Source organism: Aneurinibacillus sp. UBA3580 (assembly GCF_002375825.1).
Lineage (GTDB): Bacteria > Bacillota > Bacilli > Aneurinibacillales > Aneurinibacillaceae > Aneurinibacillus > Aneurinibacillus danicus.
In genome coordinates this window covers 1-18,766 of record NZ_DFMZ01000101.1, presented here as the reverse complement: position 1 = coordinate 18,766, position 18,766 = coordinate 1, and the positions used below count along the sequence as shown (strand labels likewise).

Here is an 18,766-nt window from a genome sequence, read left to right as displayed (position 1 = left end):
CCTGCTGAACGGCGTGCTGCATGATGCCATTATGAAAGCGGCCGGTAAAGGATTTATCAACCGTCTTGTCGTGGATGAGGCGCACATTGTTATAGATTGGGGCAACTTATTCCGGACCGAGTTCCAGTTTCTGTCGGCCTGGCGTAAACGTCTGCTCCAAGAAAGCCGCGGCCGCCTGAAAACGGTCCTGCTGTCTGCCACGATTACAGACTGGGCAGCAGAAATGCTGCGGGACATGTTTGCCGAGCCGGGCCGCTACATCGAAGTCCGGGGTGACGAACTGCGGAGTGAGCCGACGTATCTGCTTGACACGTCCCGCAATGATGAGGAGCGCTACCAAAAAATCACAGACAACATTCACCTGTTGCCAAAACCGCTCATTCTGTATGTGAGCACCCGAGAGCATGCCCAGGAGTGGTATGACCGTCTTCGGAAAAAAGGCTACCGGTCTGTCGAAAGGTTTACCAGTGATACACAGGGCGAGCTGCGGCGCACGCTCGTCCGGCAGTGGAATGAAGATGAAATTGATATTATGGTCGCAACTTCCGCGTTTGGCATGGGTGTGGACAAAAAAGAAATCCGGACGATTGTTCACTGCTGCATGCCGGAGAGCATCAACCGCTTCTATCAGGAAGTCGGGCGGGCAGGCCGGGATGGACTGGCTTCGTTAAGCCTGTTCAGCTTCGTTCCAGAAGATGAGGAAATCGCCCGTTCTCTCATGAAGTCAGCCGTCATTACGACTGAAAAGCTGGTTGGGCGCTGGGACAGCCTGTTCCAGCAGGCGAGCCGGACGGATGTAGCGGATGAATACTGGGTCCGCATGAATATTCAACCCCGCAATCTCGAAGGAACGCGGTCAGGCAAGCGAAACGAGAATTGGAACGAGTCGCTGTTGCTTTTGCTGTACCGGCATAAATTCATCGATATTCTAAAAGTCGAACAGATGGAAGGGCAGTCGCGCCGCGTTTTGATTAAAGTGCTGGATTATCAAACAATTAACAGTCCGGACCTGTTGTATAACGCCGTCGAGCCGTACCGCGAGAAAGAACGGAATCGGATCAATGAGGAGCTCCGTGAGATGCGTCAGTTGATCGCACAGGCGGACAGCAAGTGCTTCTCGTCTTTTTTCTGCAAGATGTACCATCACGCGCAACCTGTTTGCAGCGGCTGCCCTCACTGTCGGAAAGTACAGAATGATGCTATGTATGTAAAATCCGACATCTTTATTTCCTGCCCGAAAAGCACGGCGCAAGAGCCGCCCGCTGTCTGCGGACCGCTGGCGGACTATATCTGGGGAACAAATGAAGCGCTTCTGTCCGGCACGGAACAGCAGCGGTGTGATCCGGAAGCGGTCGCCCACCTGGTCAACCGACTGATCGAAGCGAATGTGTCTCTCTTTATTGTTCCCGACATGGCCGCAGAGGAGCGGAAGCGAATGATCTGCCGCCTGCCGGGTGAAGAGGCGGACTTCTACTATACGCTTCTGACTTACAGTGAACGGCAGAGTCCTCTTCATTTCCTGCAGGGCCACGCGGCTGTTTTTTATTCGGGAAATCCGGCGCGTGACAGTCGCCTGTACAGATGGGCGCAGGATTATCAGCACCTCCATGCAGACGCGGTCATCATTCACATTGGAGAGCCGGAGTTATTCATTCAGGATGAGGGGCGTACATTGGCCCATCTTGTCAATACAGTGCCGTACCGCATCGACGACTATTTGAGCCAGCAAGACGATGAATTCGAAATAAAACTATTGTGAGTGAGGGAGAGATCATGCCATTTGATGACAGTTTAAAAGGAATGCAAACGCCGGAGCGGCTGTACGCGCTCTGCCGTCTCGTTCATATCTCGCCTTTATCACGGGAGCAATTGGGGCGACAGTTTCAGCCTGCCCACCTAAACAAGAGCGGAGACCAGCTCAAAGAGACGCTTTCGCTCGCGGAGAAAGGAGCCTTGCTTGCGCATGACCCGCAAACCGGCCTGTATCGGTCCCAGCTGGCAGATGAGCATCTGCGGAATTCCGAAGCGTTCCGGACTGAACTGACCCGCCGCATTTTTTCTTCTCCGTCTTCTGTTTTTACCCGGTTTACGTGTTGGTTTCTCAACCGCGGCGCTTCGGTGCTTGGCGAAAAAAGCGATGCGCTAAGCCAGTTGTTCTTCCAGGAAGTAACCCTCCAAAGAAATCAGGAACGCCGGGAATATAATGATACAAACATTACGGCGTGGAAAGCTTGGGCCGCCTATTTCGGACTCGGCTACCTGCACGGAGAGACGCTCGTGCCGAACGCGGCTGGCCGTATCCACGACCTCCTGCGGAACGGAGCCAACCTTCCTGTAAACCGGGCCATTCCGTTTAAAATGTTTATGGAATGGCTGGCGGGCAGAGCGCCTGAATTGGACGGCGGAAGCGCGAACAGACTGTATAACCGTGTATTTGCCGATCAACGACTTTCGTACGCGCTGTCTTCCGGTCTGCGTACTCTTCACGACATTGGCACGCTCCGTCTCTCTTATACAGCAGACGCAGCCGATGTCTGGTATTTGACAACGAATCCAGCGCATGCCGTGAAGGACAGGGTGTCTGAAATTGAAATTTTTGTGGAGGGATAAAAGATGGCACAGCCAATGTACGCGGCGCGCTTAAAAAACATTCTACACTTTGACGCCACATACACCAAACATAAATATTTTCTTTTGACCCATAAGCCGTTTCGCACAATCGAATTGCAGACGCCGCAAATGGCCGAAAGCGTCAGACAGGGGGTCTCGGAAGCAGAATTTCTGAAGAATTATTTGCTCGCGAACCGGGATGCCCATAAATTCATCGCGGTGCTTGGCGATAACGGATCAGGGAAGTCCCACTTCATCCGCTGGCTGAAAGAAATGTATATCCAGCATGTGTCGGAGGAAGAAGAGGCGATCGTCTTCATCGCGCGTGTGCAAAGTACGCTACGCGGCGCACTGGAGCAGATCATACAATCCGATGTTCTCAAGAACCATGAGATGACCGAGAAGCTAAAAGCGCTCATTCAGGCGAATGAACATCTCGGAACGGATAATCTGAAAAACAATATTATTCACCAGTTTGCTATCGCTGTAACCGAGCATGACGGTGAAAGCGGAATTCGAATTAAAAAATCGGAAAAAAGCCGCCTGTATGAATTCCTTGTCAGCAGCGAAACCCAGGATTTGCTGTTGAGAGAAGACGGGCCGATTGAGCGCATCTGCAAAAAGCTTGCGTCCGAAGCGAAAAACGAAGTGATGGTGGATGTAACCCCGCGTTTTGAAGCCGAAGATTTTTATGTCCGGCTCCACAAAGTGAAAGAAATCGAGCGGGCCGGCGCCAGCAAAAAAGCAGTCAAGTTCCTAGAAGATATCGCGGAACCGGCATCCGCGCTTGAGCGAGAAGAAGTGCGCCAGCGCCGCGAAGCGTATGCCGGATACTTGAACCAGTTCCTCGACAAAGTCGTCCAGCAGTGCACGCAGCTGCGCGGAACCGACCTAAAGGACGTGCTGATTACCCTGCGCCAGGAATTAAAAAAGCAGGGGAAAAATCTGACGCTGTTCATTGAAGACATTACCGCTTTTACGGGAATCGACAAGGCGCTTGTGGACGCTTTAATCGCGGAACATGAAGAAGTCGATTTCAATAAAGACATGTGCCGCATCGTCTCGGTTGTCGGAATTACAAACAGCTATTATCAAAACTTCTTTCCCGATAACCTGAAAAACCGACTGACGTACCGCGTTCTGCTTGACAATATGGCAATCGGGACGCCGGAGGATATCGCGGATATGGCGGCCCGCTATATTAACGCCATTTATCTGGAAGAAGAAGAGATTGACCGATGGTACGCAGAGGGAGCGCAGATTGAGAGGCTGCCTGTCGCCGACCGGTACCGGGAGCATGCTTCCTGGGCTTCCTGTGAAACAAAAGAAGGGCTAAATCTTCCCATCTATCCGTTTAACCGCCAGGCACTCGGCAAGCTGTGCAGCATGTATGACATCCGGACGCCGCGGGAATTCCTGCAGAAGATTTTCTCCGCCTTTATGATGCTATTCTTTAAAGACGAAACGCAGTTCCCGCCTCCAATCAGCAAGTTTATCCGCGAAGTGGAACACGTGCCGATGATGCACCCGGCAGACGAAGCGCTGCTGAGACGGCAGGTAGAGACCGAACAATATGAGCGCTATGCTACACTGCTGCGCATCTGGGGCGACTGCACGCTGACCCTGACGGAAAAAGGGGAGCGGCTCTTCATCGGCGGCGTAGAAGAAAAAACGTTTGACGCCTTCCGCCTCCCGCTTCTGCGCGAATTTACCGGACATGTGCGGGATGAAGAACCGGAAGGAGAAGACAGGAACGATCGGAACGAGAAACCGCAACCTCCGGCCCCGGACACAACAGCAAAGTCGAAGCGCACGGAACGGGAACCGAAGAAGCTTCCTCCGCAGCCGCCGACTTCACCAGAACCGACTCCTGTCTACAAACAGCCGTCCGAGTTTGAAAAAGCGCAGAGCGAACTGGAGAAGTGGGCACTCGGCCAGCCGCTCGCAAATGAGCGGTACCGCGACGACCTGTTAAAAGCAATCGCGGACAGCGTTCTCTGGGAGAGCGAAGGGATTCCGGCATCGGTTGTTCATGAGATTCTGTCCAAAAACCGGGTCGGAATCGAAGGGCAGACGGCTGCTTTGAAAGCTATGGTCAGCGCGCTTGTATTTGCGCGCACACCGCAACTGAAAGCAGCGCTAGAGGCACTTGCGGCCTGGCGGATTCTCGGCAAACGAAGCTGGAGTTTTCCGGGTGCCGCTGACTACGCGCCTGCGCTTTTTACGTGGATTGAATCCGAAAAAACGCGGATTATTGAGTACGTACGCAGACCGCTAAGCGTATCGTCGGACGATTGGAGGCCGGCGGATTGGGCATCGGCAGCCGAGTTTTATCTCACGGCTTTCACGGACGGATTTGCCGCAGATACTCCACTGTCCGCAACAGCGCTGTATGAGGCGTTCCTGCGTCATCCGAAAACCGTCCGCACTGAACCGGACCGTTCTAAAGCATGGCAGCATCTGCAGCAGGCGCTTGTCGCAAAGCCAGATCTGGCGATGGAACATACTGAGTCAAGCTTTCTGCGCTTTTTAAATCGCGTACAGGGAGATATCATGAAGGGTGCTCAAAGCTCTGTCTTTACACTGGATGCAGCGGCGGCCATCCAGGCGCTCGAACGATTGCTTAATGCGGATTTCGACATAGACAGCATGCGGCTTCCGGAAAAGCAGTCGAGCCCATATTCTTGGTATCGCTCCAGCAGCCTTCTCTATCTTATAAAAGAGCGGCTCGACAGTGCGATTACGGAAGAAAAGCAGCGGGTGGAAGAAACGTACCGCGCTTTCGTCCGCATCGTCGGCGCCCGCATATCTGAAGTGGATCTTTTTCAGCTGCATAACGAAATGAAAAAGATGGCTTCTTTCCTGCGCGAGCATAAAGAACCGTTTTCCAGCGATCTGCAGAATGGAATTGAAAACAGCCCGACGTTTGCAGCGGATCTGGCAGCTTTTGCCGCACAGGCTGAGCGCCTTCAGAGCGCGAATAGCCGGGCGGAGACGTTGCTAATTTTGTCCGCCAACCCGGTAAAAGCTGTGACCGGGCATCTCGACATTCTGCGCCAGTTCGATCAACTGATGGACCAGATCCAGGACAAATACAGGGCTTATATAGACGATACCAAAAGCGAAGTCGCAGACAGCCCTATCATGGAGGAAGCCCGCACCTGCCTGGAGAACCTTCAGCAAGAACTGCTTCAGCTGAAAGGAGGAGCTTCTTATGCTACTTGACAAAATGGCAACGGCGACCCGCACTGTGCGGAATGCGCATGAAGCGAAACGGAACGCCCAGAAGAAATCAAGACTACAGCAGGCGGCCTCACTAGCCGCCGAGCAACTTCCCGGCCTGATCCGCTCGCTTGCCGGCATCCGCATGCTTGCCGAGAAAGAACCTGCCTGGTTTGCCCGGCCTGCTGTAGAGAGCGCACTGGAAAATACGGCGCAGATTCTGCAAACATGGGGAATCCAACCCTCCAAAGAAAAGCTGGAAAATGTAATCCGTGATCTGCGGACCATCTCGGAAGAGGGACGGCGAAAATGGCAACTGTATGTGACATCCTGTAATTCAGGAGTAATTAATGTACTGGCCATTCTGCAAAAAATCGCTCCTCATGATGCGGAACTTGCTTCGCATATCCAGTCTCTTACCCGCTTTGAACAGAAGTGGCCGGTGACAGATGCTGTGTGGAACCAGTACAAAGCGCAACTGGAAAGCGCCAGACAAAAACTGTCCCACCTGAATACAAACACGACGATTCAGGATTTCCTGATCAAGGTTAGCCGCAATCAAGCTACAATTGAAGATTTGAATAATGACGTGCTGACATGGCTGAAACAGCATCAGATGTCATCTAACCTTATGATTACCATCCGATAAGGAGGACATCATGACCAGAACACCGATCGATGTGGCAGCAGAAGAACTGTTAACGCAACTTGAACAAAAAGAAAACAAGTTGCTGGAATGGGGAATCATCGGCGGAAGCATGGACGCGGAGCGGGAAATTGCCGCTCTGCTTTTTTCGCCTCCCACCAGCCGTTTGCAAGAGCTACTGGAACTGCCTGACCTTAAAGGGGTGGATGCGCGCCTGTTTGTCGAAAACCTTGTGGAACGAAAGCTTTTATTCCGGCTGGCAAACGGCCAGTACCGCAGCCGCTACGCCGAGACGGTCCGGCTTTTATATCTGCTGAAGCAGCGTTTTTCATTTGATGACTGGCTGGACGCTCCGAATCTTGTCAGCAACATCAAACCGATGATCGAATACCGGAAATATCCGCGGCGCGACCAGCTTTTTGCCGACCTAGCCGATAAACTGTCCGCTCTGCCGGGGATACCACAATCCGCGGAAACCGTCCTGCGTGAGCTTCTGGAAGACGGCACCCTGCAATTGGCCCGGTTTCAAGTGAAGGCGCTTCTTCATCTGTTGGGACAGGGGGAGCAGACATTTGACCGGGGAGCGGTCGTCGGAGCCGGGACCGGTTCCGGCAAAACGAAAGCGTTCTATCTCCCGGCCTTTGTGGAGATTATGGCGGTGCTTGAGCGCGACACATCCCCGTGGATGAAAGTGCTCGGGATTTATCCGCGTGTGGAACTGCTCAAAGACCAGTACCGGGAAGCGGTCCGGGAAATTCTCAAGCTTGGCCCGTACGCCAGAAGCAGGGGCATACGATCCGTTACAATCGGCTGTTACTATGGAGATACGCCGCATCACGCCGGGGAAGTGGCGAATGCTTCGTCAAAGCGGAAATGGCGAAAAGTATCGCAGGGATATGTGGCGCCGTTTCTTTCCTGTCCGCACTGCGGTGGAACGCTCGTCTGGAGAGAAGACGACATCCAGCGGGAGGTTGAGCGCCTGACTTGTATTGAAGAAGCGTGCGGAAAGGTGCTGGAACCGGATACAATTATGCTCACGCGCCGCCGCATGCAGCAGACGCCGCCCGATATTTTGTTTACTACAACCGAGATGCTGAACCGGAAGATGACCAATCTGACGGACTGGCCGGTGTTTGGCATCGGGGCGAGTCGGCCGCCGATGTTTCTTCTGCTCGATGAAATCCATATTTATGACGGGGTGAACGGGGCGCATACCGCCTATCTGCTCCGCCGCTGGCGCCACCTGGTGCGGAGAACAAGCCGTGTTCGGTCCGGTATGCAGTTTGTCGGTCTATCAGCTACGCTGTCCAACCCGCGTCCATTCTTTGCTCAGTTGACAGGACTTTCGGAAGATTTTATTGTCTACATCACTCCAGAGGAAGAAGATATGGTAGTGGAAGGAGCGGAATACAACCTTATCGTGCGCGGCGATCCATTCTCCGCCACCGCGCTTTTGTCCACGTCTGTGCAGACCGCCATGCTGATGGGGCGGATGCTGGACCCGCTTGACTCTGATGTGTCACGGGGAGCGGTTGGGTCCAAGCTATTTGGCTTCACCGACAAGCTCGATATTATCAACCGTTGGTATCATATCGAGCTGGACGCGGAGAAGAAGCTGCTTCTAAGCCAGTACCGGGATGTGACGGGTCTGAAGCATCAGCAGCGGGCGACCGGAACCGCTAGGCATCTCGCCGGGCAAATTTGGGCCTTCGCCCAGCAGATCGACCCGCACTGCCTCACCACTCCGCTTGCCCTTGACATTGCGTCGTCCCAGTATAAGGGAGTGGATGAGAAAGCGCGATTTGTCATTGCGACGAGCGCGCTAGAAGTAGGCTATAACGATGTAAGGGTCGGAGCCGTCATCCAGCATAAAGCGCCGCGGAGCCTTGCTTCGTTTCTGCAGCGCAAAGGCCGTGCGGGACGGATGCGCGGTATGCGCCCCTGGACCCTTGTTATTACTTCGGCGTTCGGGCGGGACCGTTTTGCGTATGAATACCCGGAGCTTTTGTTTGCTCCGTTGCTAAACGATATGTGTCTTCCTATGCAGAACCCGTATGTACAGCGTATTCAGGCTGCCTTCGCCCTGATGGATTGGCTGGCTTTAAAGCTTTCCGGGCGGGTCTCTCATGCCGATGTCCGCAACCTGCTAACCATTCAGGGGGCGCGGCATTCAGACCAGCAAACGTATATCTCCCGGCTTCTGTTGCAAGTGCTGCAGGACGAAGAAACGGATTTTACCGACTATCTCGGCCAGGCGCTCGGAATAGCGCCGGAGCAGATCAAACAGATTTTATGGACGCAGCCGCGCCCGCTTTATATGGAACTGTTTCCGACGCTCATCAACAACCTGGAAACCTCATTCAAATATGCGGATGAAGAAGAGCAGCAAACACCGCTCAGCGGATTTGTTCCGCGCGCGTTATTCCAGTCGCTTTCGATGTCGGATCTGGAAATCCAGGTGCCAAACGAACGGACCGAATACCAGCCGCTCGTACAGGCGATAATGGATTTTGCTCCCGGTAATGTATCCAAACGGTACGTAAACGTATACCGTACCCAGGAAGCGCATTGGCTTCCGGTTCCGGATTCCGGTGTGGTAAACCTTGACCAGGCAAATATGCGTGTCCGTCTTCTGCAGCATGTGGAGGAGGATGGCCATAAACTCGCGGTTTGCGAACCGTACGCTTACCTGCTGGAACAAATCCCGAAGATGATTACAGACCGGACGAGCGCTTCGCTTGAATGGCGCGTTATGTTTGAACCGTTTGACAGCGAGTCCGGCAGCGAGATTATACTCCCCCTCCAGTCGGCAGTACGCGGACTATTCCGGCAAATCTCATGTTATACAAGCGATGAAAATCAGTATGTAAAAGTAACCCGCTACGCGCCGGTTTCGCATGTAACAATGAAGTTTACAAATGGAACGGTAACATCTAAAGTTGCATCCTTCCAATATAAAGGCGAACAGGCAGCTATTGGCTTCCAGCGTCTGGTAGACGCCGTCCGCTTTTCACTCGCCGGCATCAAAGCGGATTTTCTGTTCCGGATGAATGAGTGGAACGAGATGGAAAAAGCGTGCAGACCGGAATATTATCTGTATCTCACCCGGCATGATCCGGAGATTTCCGGCCGGTTGAATGTGTTTCAAGTGCAGTGGCTCTCGCAAATCGTGCTCTCATCCATCGTTGCCATCGCGGTCAGCCGTGCTTCTTCTTTATCCGAAGCGGCGTCAGAATTCAGCGGCAATTATGTGCGAATCGCCCGCCGCACACTGGATGTTATCTTTCATTCAACCGTAACGGAAAACACAGATGCAGAACAATCAGAAAGCCCCAAAGTGTATAACGAACTGCTTGGCTTCATCCAGGACGCTGCTCTTATGGAACGCTTCCTCAAACATCTTACAGTTTTTGAATCCGATATGCGCCAAAACCCGGCGTTTGCCCGGTGGATTATGGATACGCTGGTCACGACAGCGGGAGCGGCGATTCAGAAAACGGTCGAAGATATGCTCCCGGATGTGAATACAGACGATCTCGTTCTCGATATTGACGGCACTGACATCTGGCTGTCTGAAAATGAAGCAGGCGGCATCGGCATTATTACCAAGATCGTATCTCTGCTGCGCAGCCGCCCTTCGCAGTTTGAAGAACTGTTCATCAAAAATCTGGAGTACTGCCCGCGCCATCATATTACCTCATCGCTCCGGGCCGTACTGCCGCATACGTTGCAGGGCACGCTTGCGTCTCTTCTATCTGCCATCCGGGAGGAAAGCCGGATTGAACGACAGCAGCAGTTGCTCCAGCAGCTTCAGCGGGAGCTGGACAAGGAAGGCATTGCGCCAGAGCGCGAGTTTATCATTAGCTTCTCTACCCGCATTGTCCGGGGACGGGGCGGACAGGAAGCGGACCTGTTGCGCCATGATCTGCACCGATTCTGGCAAGAAGAAGAAGAGCGTTTGCGTTGCAAAATTGACAGCTACGTATTTGCGGTCGCCTGTTTTAACCGGAAAGGCATACGGGAGAGAATCGAAGACCTGCTGCAGAAAAACGCCGGGGATGGCATCTCAGAAAAGCAGCGTTTCCTTCTGGTCGAGTCGCTGCTGTTTGCCGATTGCGTCGATTCCTGCCCGGAATGCCTGGTACTGTACAGCCCGTTCCAGCGCTTCATGAAGCCATCTCGTCAACTTCTCGAGCATCTGCTGCCGAAGCCGTATGAGATTGTGCGCTGCGGCGAAGACAACTGGCAAGAGCATATCCGTTCCATCCTGTATGCAGGGAAGCGTGTGCGGTTGGTTGCCCACGTGTCACAGAAGCGCGAGGCACAGCAGGCGTTATTTACGCTCTTGCATACACCGGTGCAATATGCGTATGAACTGTATTATCCGTACATCGAAAAAGTGACGCAGAACGGAACGGAATGGCAGTTCGATCTGCGAATCAGGGAGGTGTCGTATGAGTAGCCGCGTCATTCGCTCTCATGGCGGCAGCCAGGCGCTTCAGGATTATCTCGCTTCCATGCTGGCCGCAGAGCTCATTTATCCGAGCCGCGAGATGTATCTAATTTTTCCGTATATGAGTAATTCTCCGCTGTTTGACAACCGGGCGAATCCATATACCGCACTGATCCCGTTTGCAAAAGGGGCCACTATTTATCTCGCCGATGTGCTGGAAGCCCTTGTATCCAAACAATGCGCGGTCCGGATCATCTGTGATCCGAAACGCCCTGAGACGCAACCGCTAATAGCCGCTCTTCGGGGAAAGGCGGAATTTCGCTGTCTTCATGACAACCATGACAAGATGCTCGTGACCGAAAACGTCTATCTGCACGGTTCGATGAATTTCACATATCGGGGAATTTATATAAACCGTGAAAGCATCCGTGTCACAAACGATGCGTCCGAGATTAGCCACGCGCTGCTGGCGGCACGGGCGCGCTGGGAGGAGGCGTTGGAAATATGAGCAGAGAGGAACACATTAAAACGTTTCTGTTTCACCTGCTGGATGTAAGCGGACAAAATCCGTACGGCATTTCACTTATAGACGGCAAACTGTTTACGCAGGATGAGCGAATTGCCCTGATGATGGACCGTCTGCGAGCCGGGTGCACGTCTGTGCTACCTTTCCGCAGACAAGGAAGCATCTACTGGCTCGTCTGCAGCAGGGACCTTCGCACACTGCTGCGCGACTACGCGGAGGTCAGCTGTTTTGTGAGGCCGTTCTGTGACAAGGTGGATCCTCCTATTCGCACGTTTGAAGCATCGATGCCAATCGGCCTACCGGGCGGACTGCTGTTTCCGGACGGATATGGAATACTTAAAGCTTCAGCGGAGCATGAGGATGCGGTCTGGCGTATGATAAAGCTGTGGACACAGCTGGATAAGCGCCGCCCGCTAATCCAGTCGCATGAGACAGAACGAACCGCCTTTTCCCTGCGTTCTGAATTCCAGCAACATTTGGTACTGGAAAACTGGGAAGAGGCGGCCCGTGTGCTCGAGACCATCCGGCAGGGTCATTACGTAAGCGATGAAAACTACCTGTTCCTGAAAATTCGTTTGTGGTCACAAAAAGGGGCATGGGAAAAAATCTGGTACGCCAAAGAATTTGATAGCATCGCCCGCATGGATATGATTCCGCTGCAGGTGCGGCGTGCGCTTTTGGCGGCCTTTTATCATGAGGTGCTGGCTGAACATGAAGAAAGCGGGGATTTTGCAGCTGCCTGCAACAGCTACGAACAGCACCGCTTCCGCCTCGCTCCGCTGCTGCACACATCGCTCGGCCTGAATGAAGAGATATACGTCCGCATTTTCGCCTATGAATCTTTCTTCCTGGGTGACTGGAGTCGGCTTGAATATCTTTCTGCCGCCGCGTCCGGCGAGACGGAACATCTCCTTGCCTATCTTCTTGAGCAGAAGCCGGAAAGCACAGGGAAGCCCCCAGAGCCTTCACCGGGAGAAAAAGATGAAGAACGTGCACTGTCGTTGCTGCGGGATAAAAAGTATGATGATGTCTACGCTGTCCTGCTGCAATGCCCGGCCACCGTGCAATCAGTCGATATGCTCTGCAGACTGGCGGCCACCACAGAAGCGCCTGATGTGTACTGCAGCGCTTATACGTACTGGAATGCTCTCTCGCCGGACGAGCAGGCGCATCTGGAAAATGCAGCCGAATCTCAGGCAGCCGTCAAGCTTGTTCTTTTATGGACCCGCGCGCAAACGCCCGCCAAAGCGGCGCGTACAGTTGAGCGGGAGTCATGGCATCACTGGTTTTCCTTTCTTCTGGATAATGAAATGCCGGCGAATGAAATAGAGGAACGTCTGCAATACATTGATGACTATAACCGTGCCTGTACATGGTCCATATCTGTTTTGAATGAATTAAGCGAATGGCTGGCAGCGATTGCACTGGAAGAACTGGCGCCGCAAAAGCGCGCTGTGCTCGAGATGGCGCTTCCGTTCTTTATTTCGGATTTTCTGCTGGTCGAAGGATTTCCTAAGCCACAGGCGATGAATGTGTATCACTACACGACCGAACTAATGCTTGTATACGGCCGCAGAAATGCTGCCCATACGGCGCTTGTGCTCAAACTGATGGAAGGGCTTCTCTATATAGACCCGGCGTGCGCGCCGATACTGTGGAAGCGGATGAAAGACTGGTTCTCATCCGGCCCGGTCAAGACGCTTCTCTCCCAGGCATTGGCCGCGCTTGAGTTGTTTGAAGAATACGGCCTGCTGCATGATGAACTACGGGAGATGTGGGAGCACTGGACAGCTTCTCTAGGGGAAGGCATCAAAACAGTGCCGCTGTCTGATCTGGAAGCCTGGCGAGAAATTGGGCGCATTATCAGTGCCGAGGCGCATCTGCTGCAGCAGATGGACCGCTATTTCGACTCTATGGCCATGGCACCGGAAGACGACAGCATCGCCCGGCTTCCGGCGATGCAGATTGCCATTTTTACACTTCGGGAACAAACGGCCCAGCGTGCGGTCATGCGCCTGCGTGAACGAAATCCCGGGCTCACCTTCCAGATCTGCACAGATGACACGTTAACCGACCGGGCCAAGGCGTACGCCCGCCATGCCGATGCGGCAGTGCTTGTGACATCTTGCATGTCTCATGCGCTGTTCTACGGCATCTCCCCGTATTTGAAGCGGAATCCGGTCTACCCGAAAAGTTCCGGCACGTCCGGAATCATTGCTGCTCTAGAGGAATATTTTCAGAAAGAAGCATTTTCCTAATTTTACAGGAGGGAGATTATGCTTACCTGGTATAGATACAAAAACGCAAGACCAGACGACAGTGTCATTCAGCAGCAAGTAATCGGCAACCGCCCTTATGTATACATTACAGCAACAAAAGCCCTCTCTAAGCGGGGATGAGAAGCTGATTGATCTGTTTCGGAAAGATGTCTGCTCATGGACAAGAGTGCTGACCCAGATGGCTGCGGAAGGAGTAGATACCGGCCGGCATCCGCTGCCGGCTCTCCATTTTCTTTCAACAGCGTGCAGGCCTGCGCCGCTTGTGATCATGGAAGGATTCACCTGCTTTACAGAGCTTCAGAAGCGGTTTATTGAAGTCTGCATAAGCAGGATATCGACACCTACTTTATTACTCCGTATAAAGGTTTTTTTGAGAAAATAACTGTTTTGTCTATGTTATTTCAATTAAATATTTAAGGTAAAAATACATGAGATATATGTCCTGAAAAATACAATTTATTCTTATATCTCCAATATTTATATGATAAAATTTTACTATATTTATGTGGATGGGTGATTATATGACGGATTTTTCAGCTATTCCCTCAATGTTAGGCTATCTATATCAAATAAGATATGCACTTTTTCTCCTATTAAGGGCAGAACTTGAATATTGCTTATCAATTGAGTGGCTAGATGATATCTCACTTCAAGAAAATGGAGAAATTAAGGAACTTATTCAAACAAAGCATGTATCAAGTGATTCCATCCCCAATACAAGTAAAGATTTTTGGAAAACGATAAGAGTATGGAGTGAAGCTATTTTAAACAATGAATTAAATCTAAATGAGTCTTTGTTTACATTAATTACAACAGCCACTGCAAGAGAGGAGGATTCGTTAGCGAGATTTCTTTACCCAAAGAAAACTGAGTTGAGAAATGAAGAAGAAGCTTTAAAAGCTATGACACTTATAGCAATAGAGGGGATAAATAAAGAACACAAAAGCAATAAAAAGGCATATGAAGCTTTTTTGAAGTTAGACGAGAAACAAAAAAGATTCTTGGTTAAACGGATTAATGTCATAGATGGTTCCTCTAACATATTAGATACGAAAGAAGAAATAAAAAAAATTCTGTGTTTTTCTACCAGAGAAAAATTTGTGAACGAGGTTTTTGAGAGGTTAGAAGGTTGGTGGATTAATCGATCAATAAGCCATTTTACCTTAAATGAGAACACTCCGATTACTAAATCGGAATTGTTAAGTCAATTACATGATATAAGCGAACAGTATTATGAAGATAACTTGCCAATATATGATTTTGAGTTTGAACTACCAGATGAAAAAGCAGTAGAGGAGGACACGCGCTTATTTGTAGAGCAACTAAGGTTAATTATGCTTAGACCGAAAAGAATTCAAAAAGCTATTAGTGATTACTATATAGCGTATGAACAACGTTCTAAATGGGTTAGAAATGATTTGCTTATTGATAATGAATTAATAAAGTATGAGTCTCTATTAAAAGATGAATGGGAAAGAAAGTTTGAATCTATGCTTGAAGAACTCGAAGAGGAAGAAGAGAGAGAGTACCAGAAAAAAGGAAGAGAACTATACAATTTACTACAAGATGTTCAACTTTATATAAGAAAAAGATGCACAGAACAAACAATTGTAAGAGGAAGTTATCATATATTAGCCAATCAACTAGACGTGGGTTGGCATGCTAATTTCAAAGAAAGATTAAGACATCTAGTTAAAGATACTTTGGAGGTAAAAAGTTGATATATGAATCTAAACCTTTGGAAGTGGAAAATCTTTTAAATCCTTCTTTTTGTGGAATTCTTATTCGAAAAGCCGCTTTTGAATATAAGAAATATGCAAAAGCACCTTTACCCTATGCTTTAATATATTTGATTTTACCTCTTGCACTACATAGCCTTACCAGAAAATCTATTCTAAAAAGTGAACGAAAAAAACTTCATACCTGGCTTCAGGAAAATCCGGAAGTAAAAATTCAATTCGCAGAACGGGTAAGGAATATAGTCCCAATCGTTAATGAAACACTTGTTTTTTTATTTAGTGTAAAAGCCGCAGAGTTTGACCAAGATGGAAATCTTAATGTAGTAAAGCATGAGAGGAAGGGGAATTTAAAAGTTGATTTTGATTTAGAAGTCTATGAGTGTGCTATTGCTGCAGGAATTATAGGTCGTTGGTTTGCAAAAACTAATTCGATAACTACAATATATGCAATGTTTGGAGTGAAACCTTGATGCAAATTAAAAACATTGTTTTATATAGCAAGAATAAAGAACAAAGAATAATTAATTTTGAAACTGGAAAAGTTAATATAATTACCGGTGCATCAGGAACAGGTAAAACAGCAATAATAGACATTATAGAATATTGTCTAGGGAGTAGTGAATGCCGTGTTGCAGATGGAATAATAAGGGAAACTGTAGAATGGTTTGGATTAAGACTCCAATTTGATGACAGTCAAATATTTATAGCTAGGGAAAATCCACCTTTAAATCAAAAAACGACCAACAGAGCTTTTATTAAAAAGGGGGACTTTGTTGAGATTCCTAAACTGATTAAGGAGCCAAACACAATAATTGATTCAATAATAATTGATTTAACAAGCAAAATGGGTATAAGCCCTAACTTAAACATACCACCCATTAATCAGACGAGAAATCCCATTGAAGCTAAGTTAAAACAATCTTTGTACTACTGTTTTCAAGCTCAAGACGAGATAGCATCAAAAAACAATTTATTCCATCATCAATCTGATACATTTATCAAACAAAGCATAATTGATACTTTACCTTATTTTTTAGGAGCAGTACAAGAAAATAGGTTAGAACTTGAATACAAATTAAGAAGATTGAAAAGAGAGCACAAAAAAGTATTAAAACAGTTAAAAGAAATAGAACTAATTCAAGGAGAAGGCGTTTCAAAAGCAATTGGGCTATTGGCAGAAGCACAAGAAGTCGGATTGATTAAAGGAGAAATAAATTACGCATCCAATATAGACAACATAACCTATATAAAGCAACTGTTTGAGAGAATAAAAGATTTAGATGTGGAAAATATAAATATTGATAATTCTCAAATCAATGAATTACGATTTGAGTTGCGCAAACTTCAAGAGGAATACTATAGGAAAAGGGAACAGTTAAAAGCAGCTAAAACTTTTGATAGCAGAGCCCAAGGCTTTAGGAGAGAATTAGAACAGCAACACTCTCGTTTAGAGACTATTAATCTTTATAATTTTGGAGAGGGGACAGTAAATAAATGTCCAATATGCTCACAAGAATTAAAGACTAATGTATCTTTAGTTGAAAGAGTAAAAAACAATTTAAATAAAGTAAGGATTAATCTTGAAACTACAAACAAAGAAAGAACTAGGTTGGAAAAATATGTTGAAAAATTAGAAGAAGATATTGAAAATATCCAAAATAAGATTAACATTAAAAGTCAGCAAATTAAAAGCTTGTTGAAAGAGAAAAGAGAAGTTCAGCATGTAAGAGATTTACAAATTCGCGGAAGTAGGGTGTTGGGAAGAATAAGCTTCTGGTTAGAAAGTTTTGAAGAAGATGATGATATTTTAGAATTACAAAGGAAAACAGATGAACTAGAAGAAGAAATAAAAAATCTTGAAAATGAGCTTGATTATGATCTTAAGGAAGAAAGAATAGCCTCCATTTTAAACCGAATTGGCTATACAATGACGGAGCTATCAAACAAGCTAATACTAGAGCATGGTGGAAATCCAATTAGACTTGATTATAAAAACACAACTATTATTGTTGATAAATCTGATAGATCAATTCCCTTAAATAAAATGGGTAGTGGAGAAAATTGGGTGTCATATCATATTATAGCTCACCTGGCACTGCATAAATATTTCATAGAGAACCAGAGACCTGTTCCTAGATTTTTGGTTTTGGATCAACCTACTCAAGTATATTATCCAAAGGATAAAGATGAAGAATTGGAAGGGGATATAGAAAGCTTAGAGGATGAGGATCGTATAGCGGTAAATAATATGTTTAATTTAATATTTGATGTAGCAACTGAATTAAAAGGAGGCTTTCAAGTTATTATTATAGATCATGCAGATTTAAAAGATGTAACCTTTCAAGAAGCTGTAATTGAAAGATGGCGTGGAGGAAAAGCTTTGATACCGAAACACTGGAAAGAAAAAGAGAATGACAGTAAATAACGAATTGAAATGTATTAATAAATACATAGCATACATCATTCCGATCGAGGTAGTCAGTATGCTTCAAAAGAATATCAGGCACGCCTTATGCGATACGGCATGCGTTGCAGCACGAAATGTCCAGACTGTAAGCGCGAAATTCCACATATTTTAAGTGATACACATACGAAAAGTCCATTTCGGTGCTTGTGTGGGAGAAATATGATCATTCTTCCTCAATACGGAGAGTTTTACAGGGTTAAAAATTAATCATACAGATTTATACGATTCCTCATTTCAGGTATTTAAGTCCATCGAGCGCCATCTCCGAAACACTGTATTCAAAGCACATCGAAATTGCATTCAATATTTCGATAAAGATGTACAAAACCATGAAGAGATTTGCGCACATGCATTAACCTACGTTTTATGGAAACAACAGCTAAATAACTACTGGGAAGTTGTTAAAGGAAGGAGGTTTGGTCGTTGGAACCATGGGGGAGTAGATTTTTATTCAAGACAGGATTTTAATTACTTACTCAACTTTCGCACATCAATAATGTAAAAGCGACGAATCAACGCTATGTCGTAGATGGGCAACTCTTGTCATTGAAGCAGTTATACCGATGTGCACAACTGACAGGACAGAAAAACGGCGTCCTTCGATCCATTCACACGGTGATGGCCAACGAACGGTGTGCCGGTCAAAGTCATCTTTGTTCAAAACCGGAATAAGAAAAGCGAATGGCTCGCTATCTTGAGTACAGACTGTACACTTTCTGACCAAGAAATCGTTCGAATATACGGGATGCGCTGGGATATTGAGGTACTCTTTAAGACGACCAAATCACTGTTACGACTTCAAAAAAGAGTTCCAAGGACGTTCG

At 48.2% G+C, this 18,766-nt stretch carries 11 protein-coding genes and 1 pseudogene; all 12 read left to right on the top strand.

The features are described 5' to 3' along the window. A partial coding sequence (locus B2899_RS14510) for a helicase-related protein (RefSeq protein WP_286886756.1) occupies nt 1-1,759 on the top strand: 1,759 nt, incomplete at its 5' end. Nucleotides 1,760-1,773: 14 nt separating this feature from the next. Beyond that, a complete protein-coding gene (locus B2899_RS14505) occupies nt 1,774-2,610 on the top strand; it encodes a hypothetical protein (protein WP_286886754.1) in 837 nt (278 codons plus the stop codon). Nucleotides 2,611-2,613: 3 nt separating this feature from the next. Then, nucleotides 2,614-5,835 carry a hypothetical protein gene (locus B2899_RS14500; RefSeq protein WP_286886752.1) on the top strand — a complete coding sequence of 1,074 codons (3,222 nt, stop codon included), beginning with the start codon at nt 2,614-2,616 and terminating at the stop codon, nt 5,833-5,835. Beyond that, nucleotides 5,825-6,481, top strand: coding sequence for a hypothetical protein (locus B2899_RS14495; RefSeq protein ID WP_286886750.1), 657 nt, complete (start codon nt 5,825-5,827; stop codon nt 6,479-6,481). Before B2899_RS14500 ends, B2899_RS14495 begins: the two co-directional genes overlap by 11 nt. 10 nt (nt 6,482-6,491) lie before the next feature. Continuing rightward, entirely contained in the window at nt 6,492-10,940 is a 4,449-nt protein-coding gene (gene dpdJ, locus B2899_RS14490; RefSeq protein WP_286886748.1) for a protein DpdJ, read from the top strand. Further along, nucleotides 10,933-11,439: a phospholipase D-like domain-containing protein DpdK gene (gene dpdK, locus B2899_RS14485; RefSeq protein WP_286886747.1), complete on the top strand. Its 507-nt coding sequence runs from the start codon at nt 10,933-10,935 to the stop codon at nt 11,437-11,439. The genes dpdJ and dpdK overlap by 8 nt, the downstream gene beginning before the upstream one ends. Beyond that, the gene (gene dpdD / locus B2899_RS14480) at nt 11,436-13,715 is read left to right on the top strand and encodes a protein DpdD (protein WP_286886745.1); all 2,280 of its coding nucleotides are present in this window, start codon (nt 11,436-11,438) and stop codon (nt 13,713-13,715) included. The genes dpdK and dpdD overlap by 4 nt, the downstream gene beginning before the upstream one ends. 18 nt (nt 13,716-13,733) lie before the next feature. Further along, nucleotides 13,734-13,856, top strand: a complete 123-nt coding sequence (locus B2899_RS14475; protein ID WP_286886744.1) for a hypothetical protein — start codon at nt 13,734-13,736, stop codon at nt 13,854-13,856. A gap of 401 nt (nt 13,857-14,257) precedes the next feature. Beyond that, a complete protein-coding gene (locus B2899_RS14470; RefSeq protein WP_286886742.1) occupies nt 14,258-15,457 on the top strand; it encodes an ABC-three component system protein in 1,200 nt (399 codons plus the stop codon). Then, a complete protein-coding gene (locus B2899_RS14465; RefSeq protein ID WP_286886740.1) occupies nt 15,454-15,945 on the top strand; it encodes a three component ABC system middle component in 492 nt (163 codons plus the stop codon). The genes B2899_RS14470 and B2899_RS14465 overlap by 4 nt, the downstream gene beginning before the upstream one ends. Further along, entirely contained in the window at nt 15,945-17,900 is a 1,956-nt protein-coding gene (locus tag B2899_RS14460; RefSeq protein WP_286886738.1) for a DUF3732 domain-containing protein, read from the top strand. The genes B2899_RS14465 and B2899_RS14460 overlap by 1 nt, the downstream gene beginning before the upstream one ends. A 670-nt stretch (nt 17,901-18,570) precedes the next feature. Further along, a pseudogene (locus B2899_RS14455) lies at nt 18,571-18,766 on the top strand (IS4 family transposase); the annotation flags it as partial.